17 protein-coding genes and 1 pseudogene are annotated in these 20,976 nt (G+C 63.6%); 7 read left to right on the top strand and 11 right to left on the bottom strand.

The genetic code is table 11. The features are described from left to right. Window positions 1-639: 639 nt before the first annotated feature. From nrfD to fdh, 3 genes are read right to left on the bottom strand one after another with little or no spacing between them, the layout of a single operon-like run. Window positions 640-1,629, bottom strand: coding sequence for an NrfD/PsrC family molybdoenzyme membrane anchor subunit (gene nrfD / locus ACFRAU_RS14405; RefSeq protein WP_378000418.1), 990 nt, complete (start codon window positions 1,627-1,629; stop codon window positions 640-642). Then, window positions 1,626-2,444, bottom strand: a complete 819-nt coding sequence (locus tag ACFRAU_RS14410) for a 4Fe-4S dicluster domain-containing protein (protein WP_378000419.1) — start codon at window positions 2,442-2,444, stop codon at window positions 1,626-1,628. The genes nrfD and ACFRAU_RS14410 overlap by 4 nt, the downstream gene beginning before the upstream one ends. After that, complete coding sequence (fdh, locus tag ACFRAU_RS14415; RefSeq protein WP_378000420.1) at window positions 2,441-5,689, bottom strand: formate dehydrogenase; 3,249 nt, start codon at window positions 5,687-5,689, stop codon at window positions 2,441-2,443. The genes ACFRAU_RS14410 and fdh overlap by 4 nt, the downstream gene beginning before the upstream one ends. A 449-nt stretch (window positions 5,690-6,138) precedes the next feature. Here fdh and ACFRAU_RS14420 point away from each other — a divergent pair, with 449 nt between their 5' ends. After that, window positions 6,139-6,357 carry a hypothetical protein gene (locus tag ACFRAU_RS14420; RefSeq protein WP_378000421.1) on the top strand — a complete coding sequence of 73 codons (219 nt, stop codon included), beginning with the start codon at window positions 6,139-6,141 and terminating at the stop codon, window positions 6,355-6,357. Between the two features lie 216 nt (window positions 6,358-6,573). On the opposite strand, the gene ACFRAU_RS14425 is transcribed toward ACFRAU_RS14420, so the two are convergent. Next, entirely contained in the window at window positions 6,574-7,896 is a 1,323-nt protein-coding gene (locus ACFRAU_RS14425; RefSeq protein ID WP_378000422.1) for an MFS transporter, read from the bottom strand. A 281-nt stretch (window positions 7,897-8,177) separates the two neighbouring features. On the opposite strand from ACFRAU_RS14425, the gene ACFRAU_RS14430 reads away from it, so the two are divergent. Beyond that, on the top strand, window positions 8,178-8,516 hold the full coding sequence (locus tag ACFRAU_RS14430; protein WP_378000423.1) for a hypothetical protein: 339 nt from the start codon (window positions 8,178-8,180) through the stop codon (window positions 8,514-8,516). Window positions 8,517-8,562: 46 nt separating this feature from the next. Here the strand turns inward: ACFRAU_RS14430 and ACFRAU_RS14435 are convergent, their stop codons facing one another. Continuing rightward, window positions 8,563-9,258, bottom strand: coding sequence for a VOC family protein (locus tag ACFRAU_RS14435; protein WP_378000424.1), 696 nt, complete (start codon window positions 9,256-9,258; stop codon window positions 8,563-8,565). Between the two features lie 1,403 nt (window positions 9,259-10,661). Here ACFRAU_RS14435 and ACFRAU_RS14440 point away from each other — a divergent pair. Next, window positions 10,662-10,847 (top strand): annotated as a pseudogene (locus ACFRAU_RS14440) (hypothetical protein); the annotation flags it as partial. A 327-nt stretch (window positions 10,848-11,174) separates the two neighbouring features. On the opposite strand, the gene ACFRAU_RS14445 reads toward ACFRAU_RS14440, so the two are convergent. Both ACFRAU_RS14445 and ACFRAU_RS14450 read right to left on the bottom strand, forming a co-directional pair. Beyond that, window positions 11,175-11,645: a hypothetical protein gene (locus ACFRAU_RS14445; RefSeq protein ID WP_378000425.1), complete on the bottom strand. Its 471-nt coding sequence runs from the start codon at window positions 11,643-11,645 to the stop codon at window positions 11,175-11,177. After that, the gene (locus ACFRAU_RS14450) at window positions 11,645-11,899 is read right to left on the bottom strand and encodes a hypothetical protein (protein WP_378000426.1); all 255 of its coding nucleotides are present in this window, start codon (window positions 11,897-11,899) and stop codon (window positions 11,645-11,647) included. The genes ACFRAU_RS14445 and ACFRAU_RS14450 overlap by 1 nt, the downstream gene beginning before the upstream one ends. Window positions 11,900-12,115: 216 nt before the next feature. Here ACFRAU_RS14450 and ACFRAU_RS14455 point away from each other — a divergent pair, with 216 nt between their 5' ends. The 3 genes from ACFRAU_RS14455 (at window position 12,116) to ACFRAU_RS14465 (ending at window position 13,336) form a co-directional block, all read left to right on the top strand. Then, window positions 12,116-12,805 (top strand): TetR/AcrR family transcriptional regulator C-terminal domain-containing protein, encoded by a 690-nt coding sequence (locus ACFRAU_RS14455; protein ID WP_378000427.1) that lies wholly within the window; start codon window positions 12,116-12,118, stop codon window positions 12,803-12,805. A gap of 187 nt (window positions 12,806-12,992) precedes the next feature. After that, window positions 12,993-13,154 (top strand): hypothetical protein, encoded by a 162-nt coding sequence (locus ACFRAU_RS14460; protein ID WP_378000428.1) that lies wholly within the window; start codon window positions 12,993-12,995, stop codon window positions 13,152-13,154. 11 nt (window positions 13,155-13,165) lie between these two features. Further along, complete coding sequence (locus tag ACFRAU_RS14465) at window positions 13,166-13,336, top strand: hypothetical protein (RefSeq protein ID WP_378000429.1); 171 nt, start codon at window positions 13,166-13,168, stop codon at window positions 13,334-13,336. A 30-nt stretch (window positions 13,337-13,366) separates the two neighbouring features. On the opposite strand, the gene ACFRAU_RS14470 is transcribed toward ACFRAU_RS14465, so the two are convergent. The 3 genes from ACFRAU_RS14470 to ACFRAU_RS14480 all read right to left on the bottom strand — a co-directional run bounded on the left by ACFRAU_RS14470 (window position 13,367) and on the right by ACFRAU_RS14480 (window position 16,496). Beyond that, window positions 13,367-13,528, bottom strand: coding sequence for a hypothetical protein (locus tag ACFRAU_RS14470; RefSeq protein ID WP_378000430.1), 162 nt, complete (start codon window positions 13,526-13,528; stop codon window positions 13,367-13,369). Window positions 13,529-14,620: 1,092 nt separating this feature from the next. After that, the gene (locus tag ACFRAU_RS14475; protein ID WP_378000431.1) at window positions 14,621-15,256 is read right to left on the bottom strand and encodes a hypothetical protein; all 636 of its coding nucleotides are present in this window, start codon (window positions 15,254-15,256) and stop codon (window positions 14,621-14,623) included. Window positions 15,257-16,007: 751 nt separating this feature from the next. Next, a complete protein-coding gene (locus ACFRAU_RS14480; protein ID WP_378000432.1) occupies window positions 16,008-16,496 on the bottom strand; it encodes a hypothetical protein in 489 nt (162 codons plus the stop codon). Window positions 16,497-17,418: 922 nt separating this feature from the next. Between ACFRAU_RS14480 and ACFRAU_RS14485 the strand changes: the two genes are divergently transcribed. After that, window positions 17,419-17,829 carry a hypothetical protein gene (locus ACFRAU_RS14485; RefSeq protein WP_378000433.1) on the top strand — a complete coding sequence of 137 codons (411 nt, stop codon included), beginning with the start codon at window positions 17,419-17,421 and terminating at the stop codon, window positions 17,827-17,829. Between the two features lie 9 nt (window positions 17,830-17,838). Here the strand turns inward: ACFRAU_RS14485 and ACFRAU_RS14490 are convergent, their stop codons facing one another. Further along, window positions 17,839-20,682 carry a LuxR C-terminal-related transcriptional regulator gene (locus ACFRAU_RS14490; RefSeq protein WP_378000434.1) on the bottom strand — a complete coding sequence of 948 codons (2,844 nt, stop codon included), beginning with the start codon at window positions 20,680-20,682 and terminating at the stop codon, window positions 17,839-17,841. Between the last annotated feature and the right edge of the window lie 294 nt (window positions 20,683-20,976).

The raw sequence follows: 20,976 nt of genomic DNA on the forward strand, positions 1-20,976 counted from the left end.
CAGCCACGGGGCGAAGTAAGCCCGGTGCCGGCCAGAAAAGCCGGCGCCGGGCTTACGCCTGGGAACCGGCGAATTGACGGTCACCTCCGGCTTCGCGTCCGGCGACGCGGTCGGTGGATGGTGTCCTGGGGTTCGGCGGTCAGGGTGCCTGCCCTTTCGACCGTCCGGTGTGTTCGCAGCTGCTCCTTTGCTTGTCTTCGATGGCCAGGTTCCTTCTAAATGCCTACTGACTCAGATCGGCGGCGAAGAGAATGGCCTGTCCGCCCGCTGAGGGGTGATGGGCGTGCACGGCACTGTCGATATTGGCCGCGGGGACTCGACCACCAAGAGCCGGACTGCGTTGTTGCCAGAACCGCGGGTGAGCTCGTTGGTCAGGGGCATCCAGGCTTCCCTGCCTCGCGGTTTTTGTGCCGGGTTCCTCCCGGCGGTCCGGGTCTGGACAGTTCCGATGAGGTTGTATTCAGCGGCACCGACGTTCGCCGGATCTGGGCGTTCCCCCGAAGGGTACCTGTCTGTTCTGTGGGAGCGGCAAGCCCTGTCAGGTGCTTAGACCTGTGGGGTCGTCAAGAATGGCATTTCTGCCGTTCCAGTGCCGGTGTGGAGGGATTCCTGAGGCCTGGTTTAGCGGGTTCCGGTGGTTCAGGTCCAGCTCCGCGCCGACGGATTGCTGGACTGCGCTTTCATGCGGTCGCCGAAGAGAAGACGGCCGGAGCCCCGGCGGTCCTGTCCGGCGTCCACCCGTTCGCGCTGGGGCACGACCACGTATTTCGGGTCCAGCGTGGACGCTTTGCCTGCTTCGAACACGCCGAACCGCAGCATTGCGGAGCCGGCGGCGACGGCGAGCCCGCACACCGCCGCCACGGCCCGGGACCGCTGGCCGCCCAGCGCAAGACCGGTAACCCCGGCCAGGGTGCACGCCTTCGACAACCGCATCAGCGTTCCGGCGCGCCCCTGGTGCAGGGTCTCGGCCGAGAGGTGGCCGCTTCTTTCCATGGCAAGGACCATGACGGTTTCAACGGCCGCCCCGCTGACGGCCAGCCGCCGGGCCGGGCCGGCCTCTTCGAGAGGAGTTAACGCGGCGGCAAATCCGCCGGCCGAGGCCGCAGCGGAACCGGCGAATACAAATGGCAATACTTTGTGGGCGTCGTGCCACGTGGGCACTGCCGTGTCTGCCAGGAGCACACCGGTGTAGGTCGCTACTGCCGAGCCGGCCACAGCGGCGCCAATTCCGCAAGCGCGCCCGGCCCGGGGCAGGATGCCGAGCAGGTTCGAGACGGCACTCGCTCCGGCCAGCGGCCCGTAGACCGAAAGGATCCAGGAGCCCATGCTCATCGGGGAGGTCGGCTTGGCCACCCGCAGCATGTTGAGGAACCGCTCTGGCCGTCCCAGGTCATGGACCAGAGCCAGCGCGGACACGGAGATCGCTGTCAGGGCAGTGAGTTTGGTGCGGCGCTCAAGCCGGGGAAGCCCGCTGTGCTGGGCGCCTGCGGCGAGCATCGAGGACGCCGCCGCCAGACCCCCGGCAAAAATGTATCCCGCGATGTCGACGGCATGCCAGGTCGGCTGCTTCAGGATCGGCCTGCCGTAGTACGAGGTGAACTCCTCGCTGCGTTCGCGGCGCGGGCTCACTTCTTCGCTCCCCAGAAAGCGACGGCGGCGCCGATCAGCATCCCGGCTGCCGCGCCCGCCGCGCACTTCCACATCGCGGCAAGATCCCGGGTAGTAACCACGGGGTCGGGCGGGAGACCATACGTCTCGGGTTCGTCGAGCAACAGGAAGAACGCGCCGTCGCCGCCGACGCCATCGTTGGGGTCCCGGCCGTACAAACGGGCGCCTTCCTCCCCGCGCTCCTGCAGCTCGGCCAGCCGCGCGTCGGCCCGTTCATGCAGTTCGTCGAGTTCGCCGTACTGGATGGATTTCGTGGGGCACGCCTTCGCGCACGCGGGTTCCTCGCCGGCGCCGAGCCGGTCGTAGCACATGGTGCACTTGAACACCCGGCCGTCGTCCTTGCGCTGATCGATTACGCCGTAGGGGCAGGCCGAGACGCAGTAGCCGCAGCCGTTACAGATGTCCTGCTGGACGACGACGGTGCCGTGTTCGGTCCGAAAGAGGGCTCCGGTGGGGCACACGTCCAGGCAGGCGGCATTCGTGCAGTGCTTGCACACGTCCGAGGACATCAGCCATTTAACGCCGTCGTGCGCGGAGGGATCGGTGGCCGGGACTTGTTGCTCGATGAAAGCCACGTGCCGCCAGGTGTCCGCGCCAAGCGCGGACGTGTTGTCGAAGGACTCGCCCGTCAGCTGCATGGAGGTGTCTGCGGGGACCGAGTTCCACTCCTTGCATGCCACCTCGCAGGCTTTGCATCCGATGCAGAGACTCGTGTCGGTGAAGAATCCCTTGCGTGGGAGACCGATCGACGGCATTCCCAACTGTGTGACGCTCATGGGTTGACTCCCTCCGTGCCGGTACGCTCCGTGATGCCGGCGCGCCGGCGGTAATCCTCCACCAGGGCCAGCAGGCCGGCCCCGCGGGGGCGCCTGCCGGGCCGGATGTCCACGGTGAGCGCCTTCACCTCCTGGATGTGGACGTTCGGGTCCATGGCGATCGATGACAGCTCGTTCATGGCGTCGCCTTTGCTCAGTCCATTCGGGCCCCAGTGGTAGGGCATGCCGATCTGGTGGACTGTCCGTCCGCTCACGGTCAACGGCTTCATCCGGTTGGTCACCAGCACACGGGCCTCGATGGCTCCCCGTGCGGACACGAGCGTTGCCCATCCCTTGTGGCTCAGGCCCCGTTCAACTGCCAGCGCGGGTGAGACTTCGCAGAACGACTCCGGCTGGAGCTCGGCCAGGTAGGGCAGCCAGCGCGTCATGGCGCCGGCGGTGAAATGCTCGGTGAGACGGTACGTGGTGAGCACGTAGGGATAGATCCTGGCGCCCTGCTGCCGGCCGCTGGGATGGTAGCGGTTGCCTTCCAGGGGCAGCAGTTTCCGCACGGGATTTCGCTGTTGACCATAGAGTTCGTTGTCGAATGGCGACTCCTGTGGTTCGTAGTGGGTAGGCAGCGGACCGTCAACCAGGCCAGCCGGGCAGTAGAGCCATCCCTTCCCGTCCGCTTGCATGATGAAAGGATCGATGCCCGAGATCGCGTCGGGGCCCTTCGCATCCTCCCCGGGCCGGTAAGACGGTGGCTTTGTGGGTTCGAAGTCCGGCACGTCGTCACCGGTCCATTTGCCTTTCTCCCCGGCCCACCAGATGAGCTTCTTCCGCTCGCTCCAGGGATTGCCCTCGGGATCAGCCGACGCGCGGTTGTAGAGCGTCCGGCGGTTGGCCGGCCACGCCCATCCCCACTCGAGGCTGGAGATGCCTTGTTCGGTGTGGGGTTTGCGGCGGGCCGCCTGGTTAATGCCGTCGGCGCGGCAGCCGCAGTAGATCCAGCAACCGCACGACGTCGAGCCGTCATCCTTCAATTCGGTATACGCGGACAGGGGAGTACCGTCGGACTTTCGTCCGTTGATTTCCGCGAAGACCGCTTCCGCATCCGGCTCGTCGTGGATACCGGCGCTCGGGTAGTCCCAGGTGAGATCCAGAACGGGCCGGTCGAGTTCGTCGGTGGAACCGGCGAGCATTTTGCGAATCCTGTTCCCGAGGTGCCAGATGAACCAAAGATCACTGCGGCGTTCAGCCTCGGGCTCCACCGCTTGCTCACGCCACTGAAGCAGCCTGTTCGTGTTGGTGAAGCTGCCGCTCTTCTCAGTGTGCGAAGCCGCCGGGAAGAAGAAGACCTCGGTAGCGATGTCCTCGGTGCGCATTTGGCCGGTCGCGATTTCAGGGCCGTCTTTCCACCACGTGGCACTCTCAATCAAGGAAAAGTCGCGGACGACGAGCCACTCCAGGGAGGCCATGGCCTTGCGCTGCAGATGGGCGTTGGCTGAGCCAACCGCGGGGTTCTCTCCCATCAGGAAGTAGCCCTTGCATTTGCCCTCCAATTGGGCCTGCACCGTGTCGTAGGTGCTGTGGCTGCCGGTGATACGGGGCAGGTAATCGAAACAGAAGTCGTTCCCGGCCGTGGCGGCGTCTCCCCACCAGGCCTTCAGCAGGCTGACCATGTAGGCGCGCATGTTGGCCCAGAAACCGCGTTCGGCAGAGTCGGCCTCAATGTAACCATCCAGATGCAGATGCTGATGCGCGTGCGGCATCGGCAGATAGCCGGGAAGCAGATCGTAGAGGGTAGGGATGTCACTCGAGCCCTGGATGCTTGCATGCCCGCGCAAAGCCATGATGCCGCCACCTGGCCGGCCGATGTTTCCCAGCAACAGCTGCAGCACCGAGGCGGCCCGAATGTACTGTGTTCCGGTAGTGTGCTGGGTCCAGCCGACCGCGTAGGCAAAGGCCGTGGTTCGCTCCCGCCCCGAGTTGGACGTAATCGCCTCCACCACTTCGGCGAAGAGTTCCTGTGGAACACCACAGACCCGCTCAACCATCTCGGGGGTGTAGCGGGCATAATGCCGACGCAGCGTCTGAAATACGGTCCGCGGGTCCTGCAAGGTTTCATCCCGCCGCCATTGCCCCCGCAGGCCGGGACCGCCTGAACCGTGGGACTGTGCGTGGGATGACTCGCCTAAAGTGCTGCCTTTCTCCTCTTCTGCCTGGGATTCCCGCTCGCCGGAGGATGCCGCTACGTCGGCTCCCTCGTACTGCCATGTCTGCAGGTCGTAGGACGGATCGTCGGGATTGAAACCGGAGAAGAGGCCGTCAAGGTCTTCCGTGTCCTGGAAGTCCTCCCGCAGGATGGTAGCGGCGTTCGTATAGTTCAGGACGTATTCGTGGAAATACGCCCCGTTGCTCATGACCCAATTGATCAGCCCGCCAAGGAAAGCGATGTCGGTGCCGGCGCGGATCGGCACAAAGGTGTCGGCCAGCGCGCTGGTGCGTGAGAACCGCGGGTCGACGTGAATGACTTTCGCGCCGCGTTCCTTGGCTTCCATTACCCATTGAAAACCGACCGGATGGGCCTCGGCGAAGTTGGACCCCTGGATGATGATGCAATCCGCGCGCTGCAGGTCCTGCAGGTACGTCGTTGACCCGCCGCGGCCGAAGCTGGTGCCAAGACCCGACACTGTGGAGCTGTGGCAAACCCGCGCCTGGTTCTCGACCTGCACGATGCCCAGCGACGTGAAGAGCTTCTTAATGAGGTAGTTTTCCTCGTTGTCCAAGGTGGCGCCGCCCAGGCTTGCGATCCCGAGGGTCCGGCGGGTCCGCACGCCTTCGTCGTCCCATTCCCACGTGTCCCGCCGGGTCCCCACAACCCGCCGGGCCACCATGTCCATCGCCGTCTCCAGATCCAGGCGTTCCCAATCGGTGCCATGCGGCCGGCGGTAGAGCACATACCTCTCGCGGGAGTCGCCGGTGGTCAGCTGAAGCGAAGCCGAGCCTTTAGGGCACAGCCGTCCCCTGCTGATGGGGGAGTCAGGGTTCCCCTCGATCTGGATGACCTTCTCGTCTTTCACGTACACCCGCTGGGCGCAGCCGACGGCGCAGAACGGGCAGACCGACGGCACGACACGGTCCGCGGTAACTGTTCGGGCCGTAAGCTGCTCCGTAGCCCGGGACTTGACGGCATGATGCCGGCCCGTGGGGTCATTCTCCAACAGTTGGCGCAGGACGGGCCACTGCAGCGGGTTCACCATTCGGGCACCTCCACCTCGTCGGGAAGCCACCGCGTGACGTCCGCCACACGGCACCATGCGGAACATCCTAACCGAGGATCAGCTTTTGTGGGCGGCAAGCCGGGGAAGCCATCCGGGGCCGGATGCACTGGTTCGTCCAGCCTGGACGCCGCCAGGCAACAACTGGCCGAAAAGGTCAACAAGAGCTCCCACGGATGCACGCCGGCCAGCCTCCCCGACACCCGGCCCGGCATTCCGGAACCCCTCCCCGCCGGCGAGCCCTGATTCGGGATCGTGCAACGGTGGCCTCCGAGAAGTCCTCCAACAAGCCAGGCAGCGGCTCACTCTTACAGCTGCCTGAACCGGGGGCCGGCCTGCAATGCAACGAACGCCGATAAGCGTGATCCGGCCACCTAACACGGAACGAACACGCGGCATTAGGCTTGTGCCATGAGAACGGAGGAGACGGGATGACCACGCCTATGCGCCGGCCCTGGCAGCGGCTGCTGACCCCGGCCCTTGCTGTATCAGCGATGGCCGTGGGAATTGCCGCCCTTCTGGCACCCCGGGAGCCCATCGGATGGTTCGCTTATGCGCCCCTGGCAGAGGAGACATTCATCCCGGACCAGCTCGTCCTGATGGACACCGGTGCACGGGCCGATACCTGCTTATTGCTGCAGGCCTTCTGACACTGGCATTCTGGCTCGGATACCGCCTTGGTGTCCGACGTAAGGGCAGCTGACCCGGGAAGGACAGCTGAACCCGCGCCCGCCGCCATGAAGGCATGACTATCAGGGTGCTTCTGCAGAGGGTTCCGGCTGGCGTCCTTCAAAACGCCTATGGGGACGGTTCCTGCCTCCGGGGAAGGCCAGCTGCGGCTTTCTCATTGATGCCGCGCCTGTCGCTCAGGGTACTGTTCGGGCCATGACGACGGCGGTGGCAAGGGCTGTGGCCGCGGCCAGGAGGAGGCCCACTGAGTAGGCCGAAAAGGCGCCGTACGTCCCGGCAGATGCCACAAGCACTAAAACGGCCGCTCCCAGCGCTGTGCCCACTTGGGCGCCGGTGTTCAGCAGCCCGGTAGTGGTGGAGACATGGGTTCCGGGAAGGTCCGTGCCCAGGTCGTTGCATCCGACGGAGGACAGGCCCAGTCCGAACCCGATGAGTGAAACCGCCATGACGATTCCGGCGATGGAGGCCAGGCTGAAGGCGGCGAGGAGATTTCCTGCGGCGATGAGTGCCAGCCCGGCGGTGATCGCCATCCGGCGGGAGGACCGTTTGATGACGGGTGCTGCGGCGCTGGAACCGGCGATTACTGCAAGGCTGACCGGCAGCAGGGCGAGGCCGGTCTGGAACGGCGTGAGTGCTTCCTGCTGCTGCAGAAACAGCGTGAGCAGCACTGAGGTGGAACTTGTTGTGGCGGTATTGATGAACGAGCCGAAGGTGCCGAGGGACGGTTTTGGCCGGCGCAGGGCTGACGGCGGAATGATGGGATCTGGCGCCCGTTTCATCCAGCGCGCCAGCACGAATGCGCCCAGTATTCCCAGGGCCACTGCTGCTGCTCCAAGAGCCCGGGAAGCGGCGTTCTCCAGGAACGCCGCGCCCACAACCACAGCCATAACGGACCCGATGAGCACCATGGCTCCTGGAATATCAAATGACACGTGCGGCTCGCGGTCGCCTGGGGCAGCCACCCGCCAGCGGACCCCGGCCGACAGCAGGATCCCAATGGGTATGTTCATCCAGAAGACGGCCGGCCAGCCCAGCAGGTCAGTCAGGCCGCCGCCAATGAAGAACCCGGCGGCGCCCGCGGCGGCCCCTGCGGCACTCCACAGTGCCAGGGCAGGGGCGCGGATTCCCTTGTCGTTGGCGACCGAGAGGAGCAGGCTCAGGGCGGCGGGCACAGACACGGCCGACGCGGCGCCCTGCATCGCCCGGGCGGCCACCAGGTGCCAGCCCTCTGCGGCCACGGACCCCAAAGCACTGGCGAGAACGAAACCCGCCAGCCCGCCAAAGAGTATCCTCCGGTGACCGTACTTCCGGCCCAGACGGGCTCCGAGCACCAACAGGCCGCCGAAGAACATGGCATAGGCGGTGGCCAGCGGCCCGGCGAGTGAATGGCCGGCTCCCACCCCCTCCAGCATGGCGGGAATGGCGGTGATTGCACTGGTGACGCCCAGGACATCCACGAACTGGACGAGGCACAGAACTATTACAGCGCTGTCGGGCACTAATCCTGTGCTGCCCGGGCGGCGCATGTCATGAACCTCCTGCGTGGGAACGGCAAGGAACGTTTGGAGAGTCTCTCGCATGCTACCGGCAGCGAACTGTCAGGTGTTTGTTCAACCGTGCCGGACGGCCACGACTGGTTTGACTTGCAATTTCCCGGTCCGCCGGTAGCCTCTGTCGCAACCACAGCAGCTTCGCGTCGACCCGAAGGGCCAGCATGCAGCCTGATACGTCCGCTACCCCCAATCCCACCATAGAACTCATCCGTCCCGGGCTTGTCCGTGTGACAATCCATCCCGGCTCCACGCTCGACGAGGATGACGCCGAGGCGGCCCGTTGTGCAGTGCGTCCCTTCACGCGCGGGCGGCCTGTCGGCTTTCTTCTGATCGTCTCGGGGACTACTTTTATTCACCCGGCTGCCATCCGGGATGACGGCACCATAGTCCCTGCCGCCCTTGCCATCCTGGGCCGGACACCAGTGGACAAGGTCCTCGCGTACCGTCTCCTCCGACTGCAGCTGCCCTGCCCGGCCAGGTACTTCACTGACGAGGATGACGCCGCAGAATGGCTGGAGAAGCAACTGGCCGGCAGACCCGACGATCCTCCGAGCCCCATGGAATAGCGCCGGCACGCTCCGTCGGTGCAAACTGCAGGCCGGGCCCCAACTCTTAGCGGGCGTCGGGGTGGTTTTCGTCTGGCTTCATTTCTATGAGCTGGATGAGGTTGCCGCAGGTGTCGTCGAAGACTGCCATGACAGCGGTGCCGATGTCAGTCGGCGGCTGGGTAAACACCACGCCCCTGCTGGTCAGCCGGGCGTGCTCGGCCTCGATGTCCTCCACCGCGAATTGCGCGAGCGGGATGCCGTCTTCGGCAAGGGCATCCCGATAGGGCTTCACTGCGGGGTGGCCCGAGGGTTCCAGCAGCAGCTCGGGACCGTCAGGCGACTCGGGCGACACAACGGTAAGCCAAAAGTCATCGCCGAGGGGGATGTCATGGCGCTTGGTGAAGCCGAGCACGTCGGTGTAGAAGGCGAGGGCCGCCCGCTGGTCGTCGACGAACAGGCTCGTCAGGGCAATTTTCATTGTTCGGTCCTCTTTCTGGTGGGCCATCGATCGGTGACCTGGGCGAGTGGCCCGGGGTTTGAAGTAGTGGAACTTTGCACGTCCGTGGCGCTCCGTCACGATGAGACCGGCAGACTCGAGCACGCCGAGGTGCTGCGAGACCGCCTGACGCGTGAGGCTGAGGCCATGGCGCATGGTGAGCAGGGAGCAAATCTCGAACAGGGTCTGGCCGTCGCGTGCTGACAGTTCGTCGAGGACAAGGCGTCTCGTCTCATCGTCAAGAGCCCGGAACACATCAGCCATGGACATACTTTAGGCAAGTAGCAGCTTGCATATCAAGGTCTGGGCCCTCACCGATGCCGCGAACGGTGCTTTAGGCCGGCAGTCCTGCCTCTGCCTAGCAAAAAGAGCTTATGGCGCGAATGATCCACCGAGGTCGGGGCGTCGCCCGGTCTGCCCGAAGCATCTCGTGGTCGAAGCGCGTCGTCGTTCCCTGGGCCTCGTCCGGACCTTGCCCTATGGTTGGGGCACAACGGTCGTTGGCCGGGTGCAGTTCCACTGCGGTCCGGTTTCTGGTCGGTCTGCTTGTTGGCTAGGGTGAATGACCATGAGCTATCGACAGTGCGGCAAAGCATCATCACTGAGAGGGCTCGGGCTGGGTCTCCTCCGCTGTGCAGCCGCGGTGGCGCTCGGAGCGGTCGCGGTTGCAGCTGCAGGGATGCCAGAGTCGAATGCCGCTGGTCCGCAGCTCGTAGGAGCAGTAAGCCGTTCGGATGACGGTACCGAACTGGTTCCAGGAGGGCTGGACAACTTGCCCATCTCCTTTGGCCCGAAGCCAACAACGTCTGAGGCACCAGCCGGCCGGCAGGAGGAGCGCACAGAGCAGCAACCAGTCAGCCCGCAAGAAGGCCAGACAGCCACGCGGGTACCGGAACCGCCCGATGCTGGAGTGGCAGGGGGGTCAGAGTCTGAAGTCCCACCGGCCACGGCCACTCCGTCGGTTCGCTCCACACACGCCGGTGTGCAGCTTCTTCCTGCTGGGGCCCACGTTCGACAGCCGGGACAGGTCAAGTCAGGGACAACTCCCAGGGCGCCCCTGCGGACGACCGTGGAAGACCTGACACCTACAGGCGCCGGTACCGGTGCAGAGAAACAGACGGCACCCGTCCTGGAACCGGCATCGATCATGCAACGGCAACAGGGCAGTGCGGCCTCCCTCTGGTGGGGCAGCGGGCTTGTGATTACTGGCGGAACGGCAGTGGTTGTCTTCTTCAGAATGCGTCACGCGGGACGGCGTCAGGGGCCTTCCCGTTTCCGTCAGTTTTCAGCGCAAGCCGCCGACCAAAAATAGCGAGGGCAGCGACCGGACCCAGTGTTTGCGTCAGCCCGACACGACCGTCCCTGGCGACATGGTGGGTGCCCGGCAGAGGACTGCTTCCCGCCGCCCGCCACAAGCGCGGACAACATATCGGCTGTGTTGACCACTTGCCCCATGCGATGACAGGAAAACCGGCGCGGCCCTGGGGGTCCCTGGACGACGGTTTGAAGCCAATGTGCCTGGCGGCGGAAGAATACCCCCGAAGGGCTGGTGGCACTCGCCCGGACCTCTGGCGCTCTGATGAGCGATGACGACTACGCACTCGAACGACTAAACGAGGGAGCGCATGGAGGACCCGGGAGCGCGCCTTGGAAAATGCGGTGAGCCGGCTGAAGGCGTAGAAACAACGGCAGAACTCGCCGCCGTCGTGGAAGCAGGCCTGACCGAAGGACAGGGGTACCTGCTGGGCCGGCCGTCGGTGCATCCCCTTGACTGGTCTGCTTGGATCATTCAGGCAGAAACCGCCGTGAGTGCACGGTCATGCCCGGGTGGTCCGGAACGCCAAGTTTATTGACTTCCAAAGACGCGCTCCCTCATTCTCATTCCACTCACGAGTGACGAGGCGCGCAGATCACGGCGCTGGCAGCACTCTTCTATCCCGCAGTGCGGTCAAGGAACACGACCACCGCAAAGGCGACTGTGAAAGCACGCAGGAGGGCGCTGGCGATCTCGTTGCGGCTGCGGCTTGTGCCCGCCGTTAAGGGTTCGCGGCCCAAGACAACCCTGCCGCCCGGTCGTGGCCATTCCGCCTGTTCACCGCCAGGTCGCCCTGGGTGCCGCCGCTACCGGTCCATCCTCCCCCTGCGAGGGCCGTGACGAGTGCGCTGGGGGAGGATCAACCCTAATTCTCGGCAGCTTCGGCGCTTGCGCCCGGCCGGTGACGCGGTGGCTCCATCTGGAAGCCGCACCGGCAGTGCAGGACCCTGGTTTGCAGGTAGGCGTCCAGGAAGTCGGCCGGACCGGGCTGGGTGTGAACCGGCCTCTCCAACTGCCTGCGCGCCACGTCCGAGGGGGTCATGGGTTCTCCACAGTGAATGTAGGCGGCGCCGACATGAACGACGTCGTCGTCCGGACCGAGATAGCGCGCCAGGACCGGGGCGAGGAACTCTGCTGTCGTTGCCAGGACGCTCGGGCCGCGGCAGGCGGAACAGCTGAAGGTCACTGCCACGGAGCCGCCGCGCTGATCGAGTACGGTAATGGATTCGGCGAGCAGGTGCTCGTCCGTGCCGCAGGCGGTGCACGAGGGGCGCGGCCTATGGGGCTGTTTTCGGTCGGCAGGGTAGTCGGTGCCCGACGGGATTTTCGCCGGCATCAGACCAGACTCGGGTAGCTGGACAGAAGATAGTCCGCTGCCGCCGGCCCCGTCATGCGCAGGCTGTTGTGGCCGGGGTCGATCCGTTGCTGCATGGCCGCCCAGAATGAGCGTTCCCGGCGTGGCCGGGTTTGGGTGACGGCGCACCAGCTGATGTAGAGCCCGTAGAGCCGGTCGCGCCCTAGGGGCAATTCTGAGTCCGGGTCGTTGATGGTGGCGTCGTGAAGGAACTGGTCGAACTGTGAAACGGCCATGGCTGGCTCTTTTCGTGCCGGTGCAGGTAATGCTGCCATGTGGCTATAGCAGCCGGGCTTCGGCGCTCTGCACGTGTCGCCGATAGCTGTTCACCGGATCGCCCCTACACGGCCGGCAGGGCTTGCGCCCATATGTCTACATTGTAGGCTTGATATGTAAGAAGAGTAAGGGGCAACATCGGCTCTGGACGGAGTCCGGAGAGGCAGGCCGCCATCGTGGACAACGGCAGCAACGGAGACGGTTCCGGCCGGAAACCGCGGCTTAGCCGGGACGTGGTGCTCTCCGCCGCCCTGGAACTGGTGGATGCTGAAGGGCTCGAAGCGCTCACCATGCGCCGACTTGGGCAGAAGCTCGGACGTGACCCCATGAGCCTGTACCGGTATGCGGAGAGCCGGTCCGCGCTCCTGGACGGCCTGACCGAAGTCGTCCTAGGCCAACTGATTGTCCCGCAGGGAATGGAGTGGCAGCTCACGCTGCGCGGCGTGGCCCACGACCTGCGGCGGCTCGCGTTGCGGCACCCCAACGTCGTGCCGCTGCTGGTGACCAGGCCGCTGTCCACCCCGTTGGGCCTGCGCCCGCCCGGGACGGTCAGGCCGCTGGAGCAGATCCTCGCGCTGCTGATCGACGCCGGTTTCACTCCCGTGGATGCCCTGCACGTTTACCGGGCCTACTACGCATTTCTCAACGGCCACCTGCTCAACGAGCTGCAGGAACTGGTGGTCGATCCGGATGAAAACGAAGCGGTCCTGCGGCTGGGCCTGTACCACCTCCCGGCCAGGGAGTTTCCGAGGCTCAGGTCACTGGCCGCGGCACTGGCCGACTATGACGGAGCGCGGGAACTGGACGAAGGACTGGGCATTCTCCTCTCCGGCCTCGCCGCACGACTGAGACCAAAGGACGGGTAACCGCTTCCGGGGTTTCACTTTCGCGCCGTCCAATCCGAAGGGTCCTTGGCGGAGCATGCGGGTCCGGCTTTCGGCATGTGCCCTGACACAGATCGGTTCCTGAAAGTGGGGTGCGGCCTCACTGTCCGCCGCCAGGCTTTCGGCGATGTCCGCCATCAGGGAACGGCCCTCCCCGTGTTGTTGCAACATGCGTCCGGGTACAGCGCAGGTGCGGGGCGAGGACCGCGGCCGTAGGATCACTTTCGCATTCAAGTCCAGCACTACCGGCCGCGCCGACGTGAACAAGACATACGATTTCGGCAATGTCGCCTTCACCCTGAACCAGATCCCCCAGTCCGGCCTGTCCTAGGCTGGTTCCGGTTGCGCCGGCGGCTCCGGCAGCCGGCGCAACCGGCAGCCGGCTGGCTCCCGTCACGGCACCGCCGGCGGGTGTCCTACATCGGCATGGCCTCGTACACCCACATGTCCATGGGGCACGCCTCAAGCAGCGAGACCGCCTCCTCCATCGACTCCGCCTGCACGATCGAATAGCCCACTGCCGGAGGAAGGTCGGCAGCGATCTCAGCAAACCCCGCCGGTCGCGGTCACGTCATGTCCGTTGGTCAGCGGGTTGCCGGAGTCGATGACATGGCCTTGCATCGAGGACCACCACACCCGCTGCGCCTCCAGGAACTCCGGGGTGCGCTCCATCGTGCCATGCGCGAGGAATACAAACTTCTTCATGGTGACTCCTTGGTCGTGGATCTCTGGCGCTGGAAGTGGTCCGCGTAGTTCTCCGGGTCGGCGTCCCTATCGTTAACCCGAGGCGTAAGGGTCCATCCGCACAGTGCGGCTGTCAGGACCAAAAGGGCGCAGGCAGACGCGACGAGAAAGTCGAAGGTCGTTGTGCGTTGGTGAAAATCCGTGCTGAGGTTGAAGACCATCGTGGCGAGTGCTCCTGTGAAAGCGAGCGTGACTCCGGCCTTCGCATCCTCGTGCCGGATCCACTCGTTCACCAACGAGAGCGTTTTCCATGCATGATCCGGGTTGGGAGCTGGAGCAACCTCTCGGCTAGCGCGTGACATGAAAGAGCTGAACATACAAGCAGAATACTGAGCAGTGCTGACGTAAAACCAAGGCCCGCCCACGGTTGCCGATCGTGTTAGGTGGCTCACGCCGCCGGCGCTGTCGGCAGGGCCGGCTTCGCTGGCCTCGTCTGGGGCTCGGCAAACAGGGGCGATCCTGCCTAGTGAGAATCCACCTCCCTTTTGAACAATGACTGGCCGTCGATAGACGGTGGCTCTCGTCGACTCGCCGGAAGGTGGTTTTCAGTATTTCTGCTGGTCAGGTGCGGGATTTGACCCACCTGTTATATCAGGCCGCATCCGCCGGTCTATCCGCCTTGCGCCGAGTTAGCCTGTGGATTAACAGGGGTGCATTTCACGTCGCCGGAAGTGATCTCCAAGCGAGGCCGACCCGATCGATGTCAACGCCGTGCCGCCCGCGGTTGCCGGCGGTACCGGGTTGATGCAGGGGAGTACGAGTGCCTGGCTGACGTGCCGCTGCTACGCCAGGGACATGTGGTCCCAGCGGGACCGGGTAGACTCCGGGTCTGTATGGGCCAATACGTGAATCACGGGGTCAGGTTCCTCCAGGATCTCGATCCGCTGGCGGGCGGCGTCGATCCTGGGGAGTACGATGCGTTCCTGCCCAGCCAGCACATCGGGCGTGTTCCGCCGCCTGGCTTCCTGCCGGACTGCGTTCAGCCAGGCCAGGTGGCCCTTGATCCCGAGCCTCAGTGCCCTACGTTCGGCACCTGTGGTGTCAGGTTGGGCCTCATTCTGGTCCGGGGGGCGGCACCCACTGTGGCGGGCGCTTCTGCGGCTGGAAACGTGAATGTATGCGGAGAGGCCGTCTCATCCGGGCGGCCACGTCGTTGAGGAGTACGTCGAGGTCATTGTAGATAACTCTGCGTAAGTCAAGGTAACTCGTGCGCAGGATGTTCCCCTCGCCTTCCCTCCAGTGCTCTGAGGCTCCGGACAGATCAGCGCCCCGGTAATATTTTGTCGCGGCTTCCAGACACTGGCGGAGTTCCCGAATCACATACACGGATGAGTCCGCTACCGACGATTGAGGATGGAACACAAGCCGCATGGTGGCGCGGATAGCTCGTACCGCATCGATGGCCACCTCGCAGCGCTCTATCCGTTTGGCGCGCTCCTCTTTGTTCGTCAGGAGCGATTCATTCCGGTGCACCTGGTGCGGCTCTGGGTCTATGGACGGAGGGCTGATATACCTCAAGGCCGCCAGAGCTTCGATAGTCTTCCGGGCGAAGTCTTCCGACGGTTTCAGCATGGACTCGCGTTGCTGATGCTCCCGCTGGTGACGCTTGGATAGCAGAGCGACGGACAGTGCGCTGATAACGCCGATTAGGGCTACCAGCACCGATACCTGCGCGGCCGAGTCCCACATGACCTCATCCTAATGTGGTCATGCGGCCACGATCAGAAGCTAGTGGGAGAGTGTCTCCTGCGGAACGTCCGGGCCCGCCAGCGCCAGGATCGGCATCCAGACGGCAAGCGACTGCCGGACCGGGCCGTGAGGACAATGAGCCGGTCCAGCAGCTTGGCGATGCACCGGTACAGGCGTTCCTCTGCTCGGAAGTCGTAGAGGCATCCCAGGTGAGATCAAGTTCAGTTCTGGCGTCCTCAACCGTGGCCATCACAACCTGGATCGACAGGACCTACCACCGCCGACGACGCCAAAGACGGCTGAGCAAACTCACTCCCATCGAATAGGAAACAATCAACCGGACTGCGCTCACAGCGGTCTAAGACCCCGAGTCAACAAAAGCCGGGGCAGTCCCGGCTCGATCAAACGTATGTTGTGCGATTTCAAGGGGAGGGGCCTTCTGTGAGTGCAGTGGGAGGAAGCCACTTTGAGCTCCCGACTCGGATGACACTTAAGGTGTTGTCTCTGCTGGCCGTCCGTCTCCGCCGGGCAGGCAGGTGAAAAAGGAGGGCTGCTGAACCGGTGCCAGGGGGACGATAAGCCACCGGCCCGCGTAGAACTCCACGTACGAGTCCGAAGGGCAACTGGCATAAGCTTCTTCTCGTGTCACGCTGGTTAATCCCTTTCAAACCTAGTGGTGAATCTGGCCCTGATCCAAGAAGTGGCGGGCCTGAAATGCATTCAGGCCCACCCCTTTTTTGCCCTCTGTGCGTCACCTCACTGAGGCGGTGACCTCCATTGAGGAGCCGTACATCTGAATCCTTTGCGCGTCCCAGTAGTTCGGGTAATCGGTCCAGGTCTCGGAAGGATCGGACGAGCAGGTGAAGTCGGCCTTGGCGCAGGCCGTGAGGTCGTGCGACACGCTCCACAGCGGGATCTTGCCCAATGGAGTGTCTCCGTAGATCGTCGCGGTGACCGTGCCCCGTGCAGCGACAAAGATGTATGGCGTGGAGACATGAAGCGAAGTCACGAGTTGGTTGCTGCTCCGCGTCCACGTCGCCGACCCGGCGCTGAACTTGCCGTCTGAGGACCGGGATGAATCGTAACCGATAAGCACACCGTCACTGATGGACATCGGCGTTGATGTGGGGGACGCCTGCGTGCTCGTCGGGGTCAGTGTTGCTGCCGAGGCAGGGCCGCCGCCGGCAAGCAGCGCCGAGGCGATCATCGCGGGGGCGACCAGTATGGTCTTGATGTTCATGAAGGTTCCTTTCGGGTCAGGCATGGCGGGTACAAAGTGGATGCACCCATGGCTGGAGAGATGGCATACATTGAATTTCCTTATAAATTAATTGCAATGTAAATTGAATTCATCGGGCGTTCGCACAGGTTCCGTGATACGAGTCCGACACGGGGAATTCTGTTCTTTATTGCTGGTCGTCCGATATCTCAAGTTTGTCCTGGGTCTCTATTTCGAACATCTGTAATTCGACGTATTAGGAGCATTCAAGAAATTTAGGTGCTGCGGCACTGTGCCCATCGGGCCAGGCGAGTTCGTGTCCGAGCGGTCGTTGCAGTTGGAGGTAGTCCGCGAGATCGTGCTCCAACGCGCTCATCGCACATCCTCCGGCCATGGCAGGGCAACCAGGCGTAGCGCGTCCAGGTTGACCTTGGTATGGGGGCGGTCGTGGCCAGATCCTGGTGACGAAGGCCCTGACTGATTGCCACCAGACCTGCGCCTTTCCGGAGCAGTTCACCGGCCAATGCAAGCCTCAGCCGATGCGGGCCGACGTTAGGCAGCCCGGCGCGTTTGCAGGTCCGCTCGATGACATCGCCAAACGAGATCAGCACCATCGCCCTCTGGGAGCCTGGCATGTGGGGAACACCTGCACAGCATCGGTTGGACTCCGCCCCGAGGGTCTGACCGAATCGCTGACTGCACGGGCGTGGTCAGAGACGCCCCAAGAAGGTCTCCCAATCTCTGGTTTCTCAGCACTCACAGGCTGTGTCCCTCGCATTTGCATTTGCTCCAACGCGCGCCAAGCCCAGACGGGTTGACCATTGGCTGGTCAGCGTCCAACATAACTACTTACTGCACTGGCTGACGCTCAGCCTTGGCTTGCGGCGTGTCTCCTTAGCGGAGCAGCGAACGTGCGGTTATCCAGCCATGAGAAAGGCATGTCATGACCGAGAACGATGAGTCGCGGGTAAACGGTGAGTCGTGGGTAATTGTCTATCGGATCGATAATGTCAACGTCGAGAAGATTGTGACGTGGTGGAATGAAGCGTGGTCGCAGGATGGACCCGGCGCCCCGCTGGAACACATTCAGGATAAGGAACTTCCGTACCAGGTTGCGCTGGAGGTCTCGGACGGGGGAGGGGAACCGAGGGCGTATTGCGCAGCACTTTTCACCGGTAAACAACCGCCACAGGATGCGATTGTGTGGCTCAGTAAACTGTGGTCGGTCGCCGATGCTGGCACGCCAGTACTGATGGAGAACACAGTATCGCGTGTGCTCACCGGCACCATCGGTTGGTATGTCGACCCCGTGGAGCTTGGTAGGCACATTATAGTTAAGCCCTTGAGTTCGTAGAGGTATTGGTCAATTCGTGAGGTTGAGGCGGTAGCCGATGGCTGCTGCTTCTCCGCGGTTTTTCGCGCCGAGTTTGCGAAGGACATTTGATACATGGACGCCGGCGGTTCTTTCGGAGATGAACAGGGCACGTCCGATCATCCGGTTGGTGGCTCCGTTTGACACCATGATGAGGACTTCATGTTCACGGGGGGTTAGATTAGCCGGCAGTGGCGGCTGCTTCGCTGCCGGCGGTCCTTCGAGCCGGAGGTTTGCCCTCTGGGCCAGGGCTTGAACCTCTTTGATGAGGATGGGTGCGTCCAGTTTGACCGCGGCCTGCGCGGCTTCAGAAAGTCTTTTGGTGGCGCGGGGCCGGTCATGGTGGGCGTCGGCTTCGGCGGATTCAATAAGGCATCGGATCAGCCACACAGGGACGTTGAGGTCCTTCCAAAGGGAAGCGGCCGCCTGCCATTCTGATGTGGCGGAAAGACCGTCCGCAGCGTGCGCGGCCGCCTGGCTCGTGGCGACCCAAGCCGAGCGCAACCGGTCATGTGACTGGCTGTCGGCGTTGCCTTCAGCGGTGACGACCTGATCCGTAAGAAAAGCTCGATGCTTTCTAGCGCTGTCTTCTGGGAGTAGATGCCGGGCCGCCCTAAAAGCCATAAGGCCGAGGACCGTAAGGTTAAGGATGTCGACTTCGTCGTCGGACTCGACCCGGTCTGACAGCGCCTGTATCGCGATGCTCAGGGCGCCACTCGCGGATCCGGCCGCGAGTTCAACGTCGGCGGCGGCGACCGCGATCTGGGCCTGCATTCCCACGGCAGTCAACCCGACAATTTCGTGCGCGGCATCAGCCGCAGCTTTCCGCGCCCGTTCGGTTTCTCCACGGAATGCAAGGATGTGTGCGGCATTGGCCAGCAGGCTGGCCCGTACTTCGGGAGCAGCGCTGGCTGCCAATCCGTCGTCTACATGACTCATCGCCTCGCTCCAGCGTCCCAGAGTCTCCAGACAGCCGACAAGATTCGCAAGGAGGAGCGCGTTGACGCTTCGGTCCAGATGCCGTTCTCGGGCCAGCAGAATGCCTTCCAGGGCGCTGCTCGCTGCCTCCTCATAGCGGCCTTCGCCCTGAAGGACGAATGACTGGTTGTTGAGGGCTCGCAGTTCCGCTTCTCCGCCGGGCGTTCTACGTGCCAGCAGGAGGGCTTCATCGAGCAGTGCCAGCCCCCCGCCAGTATCGCCACCGAGGCTCTTTGCGACTCCCGCCGTGATCAGCAGGTTGGCCCTGACCTCAGTGAGTTCCGGACGGCCGATAATCGACTTCGATGCCTCAAGGACGTGAAGCGCCTCCTTGAGGGCTTCGTCATGGGCACCCGACACGAGCAAAACGGAGGCAAATGTGGCCAAGACATTGAATTTCGTCTGGTTGTCCACCTGCTGTTCTGCCACTAAACCGGCTGCTTGCCGGGCCGTGTCCAGCGCGGACCGGCCGTCACCGGTCCACCGTAAGTAGTGCACCAGCCGTTCAAGTACATTCACCTTGGCGACCTCATCCGATACTGTGCCTTCGAGGAACCGCTTTGCCAGATTTACCGCACTTTGCGCTTCTCCGGAACGATAGGCTGCCTCCGCCGCCACAGGCAGCAGAGGACGGGCGTCGGGCCCTTGATGGGTGGTAGCTAACTGGTCAGCTGCGGAAATAGCGCGCCGAAGGCTCGCCCATTGTTCGGGATAGGCGCCAATGGTTTCTGCTTCCCGGGCGGCTTCGACGTACGCAGGAAATGCGCTGGCCCACTCGCCGGCAGCCCACCACTGGGCCGCTCTGAGGGCGGATCCGTGACCGCCGCCAACTTCAGCGTAGGCGGCGGCGAGTGCCCGGTGAATTTCGCGTCGGCCAAGCGGCCCCAGAGTATGAAGGGCCGCTTCGGCGATCAGGTCGTGGGCAACGGCCACCGTCCCGTCTTCGTGCCGCAGTTTCAGGACTCCTTGTCGTACGCCTGCAAGCACTTGGCTTTCAGTCTTGTGCTCGTTTCCTCCCAGTGCGCGGGTGAGTATTTGCAGTTCGAGTTCGTTGCCCGCTAGGGCAACGAACTCGATGATCTGTTGCACCTTGGGGCCCGCATGGTGAAGCTGCGCCAGCAGAAACTCGACAAAGGACTCGGAGAGTCCGACTTCGTGGCCCGATGTGGCGCCACTGAGCAAACTCAGAGCGAAGAACGGGTTTCCCGCCGCGCGGACGACAATCTCTTCACGTAGTTTGTCGTCAGTGACCGATTGAAGCAGCTGCGCGATCGCCGGATCGTCCAATGCGCCCAGACGGAGCCGGTGGCACATTTCCAGGCGCTCCCATTCGGGGAGCAACCTGCTCAGCCGAGACGAGTGATCGGCGGCCGGACGAAAAGCCGCGGCGACCAGGACCTTGGCACGTGGTATTTCCTCCAGCCCCGCGCCCAGAAGTGCCAGTGACGAGGCGTCAAACCATTGCGCGTCATCCAGCGCAATCAGGAGCGGCTTACTGTCGGCAACGTCAACCAGGTCGCCCCAAAACGAAGCCACTTTCAAACGCCCTGAAGGATGCCCGAGGAGATTACCAACGGCAGCCAAACCGGACAGCAATCCCGCGTCCGTGCATCCACGTGGTGATTCAAAGGCCCGCTCCCATGGCAAATACGGAAACTCCTTCCCTACCAGCGGGGCTCCCTTGGCGCCCAGAACCACACCCTCATCGGCGGTCCACTGCGATTCGAACCACTCCAAAAGATTTGTCTTCCCAATTCCTGCGCTTCCAGAGATGAGGACGAGCCGGCCCTTTCCACGACGGGTGGAGGCTGCCAACTCAGACAGGATCTGCCGTTCCTTCGCTCGTCCTGCTATCACTGCTGCGCTCCAGGACTGCGCCTGTACCTCATCGAGTGCCGTTCCTTTCGTCCTGCGCGAGGCCGCGGCTGTGACTCCCCGCGGCCACGCGTGTTCACACCTTAGAGCTTCGAAGCACTGCGCATAAGGCCATATCGTTCCGTGGCCGGCCTCGGGATCATTTGTCTGGCGCTGCCGCCCCGAGTTCCATCGTGGGTCTTACCGCGAGATCAGACGCGAGCACCCCAGCGTAGGAGATGACCAACTTCTGTTCGTTGCCAACTCAGGTGAGTGGCTGTGCCCGATCCGGCACGG

The organism is Arthrobacter sp. NPDC056691 (genome assembly GCF_042791415.1).
Classification (GTDB): Bacteria; Actinomycetota; Actinomycetes; order Actinomycetales; family Micrococcaceae; genus Arthrobacter.

What these genes read in the sequence shown, in the direction of transcription:
- ACFRAU_RS14410 (WP_378000419.1), bottom strand. Translation starts at nt 2,444, where the DNA reads ATGAGCGTCACACAGTTGGGAATGCCGTCGATCGGTCTCCCACGCAAG.
- ACFRAU_RS14485 (WP_378000433.1), top strand. Translation starts at nt 17,419, where the DNA reads ATGACCGAGAACGATGAGTCGCGGGTAAACGGTGAGTCGTGGGTAATT.
- fdh (WP_378000420.1), bottom strand. Translation starts at nt 5,689, where the DNA reads ATGGTGAACCCGCTGCAGTGGCCCGTCCTGCGCCAACTGTTGGAGAAT.
- ACFRAU_RS14480 (WP_378000432.1), bottom strand. Translation starts at nt 16,496, where the DNA reads ATGAACATCAAGACCATACTGGTCGCCCCCGCGATGATCGCCTCGGCG.
- ACFRAU_RS14445 (WP_378000425.1), bottom strand. Translation starts at nt 11,645, where the DNA reads ATGCCGGCGAAAATCCCGTCGGGCACCGACTACCCTGCCGACCGAAAA.
- ACFRAU_RS14475 (WP_378000431.1), bottom strand. Translation starts at nt 15,256, where the DNA reads ATGTGGGACTCGGCCGCGCAGGTATCGGTGCTGGTAGCCCTAATCGGC.
- ACFRAU_RS14460 (WP_378000428.1), top strand. Translation starts at nt 12,993, where the DNA reads ATGCGTCCGGGTACAGCGCAGGTGCGGGGCGAGGACCGCGGCCGTAGG.
- ACFRAU_RS14435 (WP_378000424.1), bottom strand. Translation starts at nt 9,258, where the DNA reads ATGGCTGATGTGTTCCGGGCTCTTGACGATGAGACGAGACGCCTTGTC.
- ACFRAU_RS14450 (WP_378000426.1), bottom strand. Translation starts at nt 11,899, where the DNA reads ATGGCCGTTTCACAGTTCGACCAGTTCCTTCACGACGCCACCATCAAC.
- ACFRAU_RS14420 (WP_378000421.1), top strand. Translation starts at nt 6,139, where the DNA reads ATGACCACGCCTATGCGCCGGCCCTGGCAGCGGCTGCTGACCCCGGCC.
- ACFRAU_RS14470 (WP_378000430.1), bottom strand. Translation starts at nt 13,528, where the DNA reads ATGAAGAAGTTTGTATTCCTCGCGCATGGCACGATGGAGCGCACCCCG.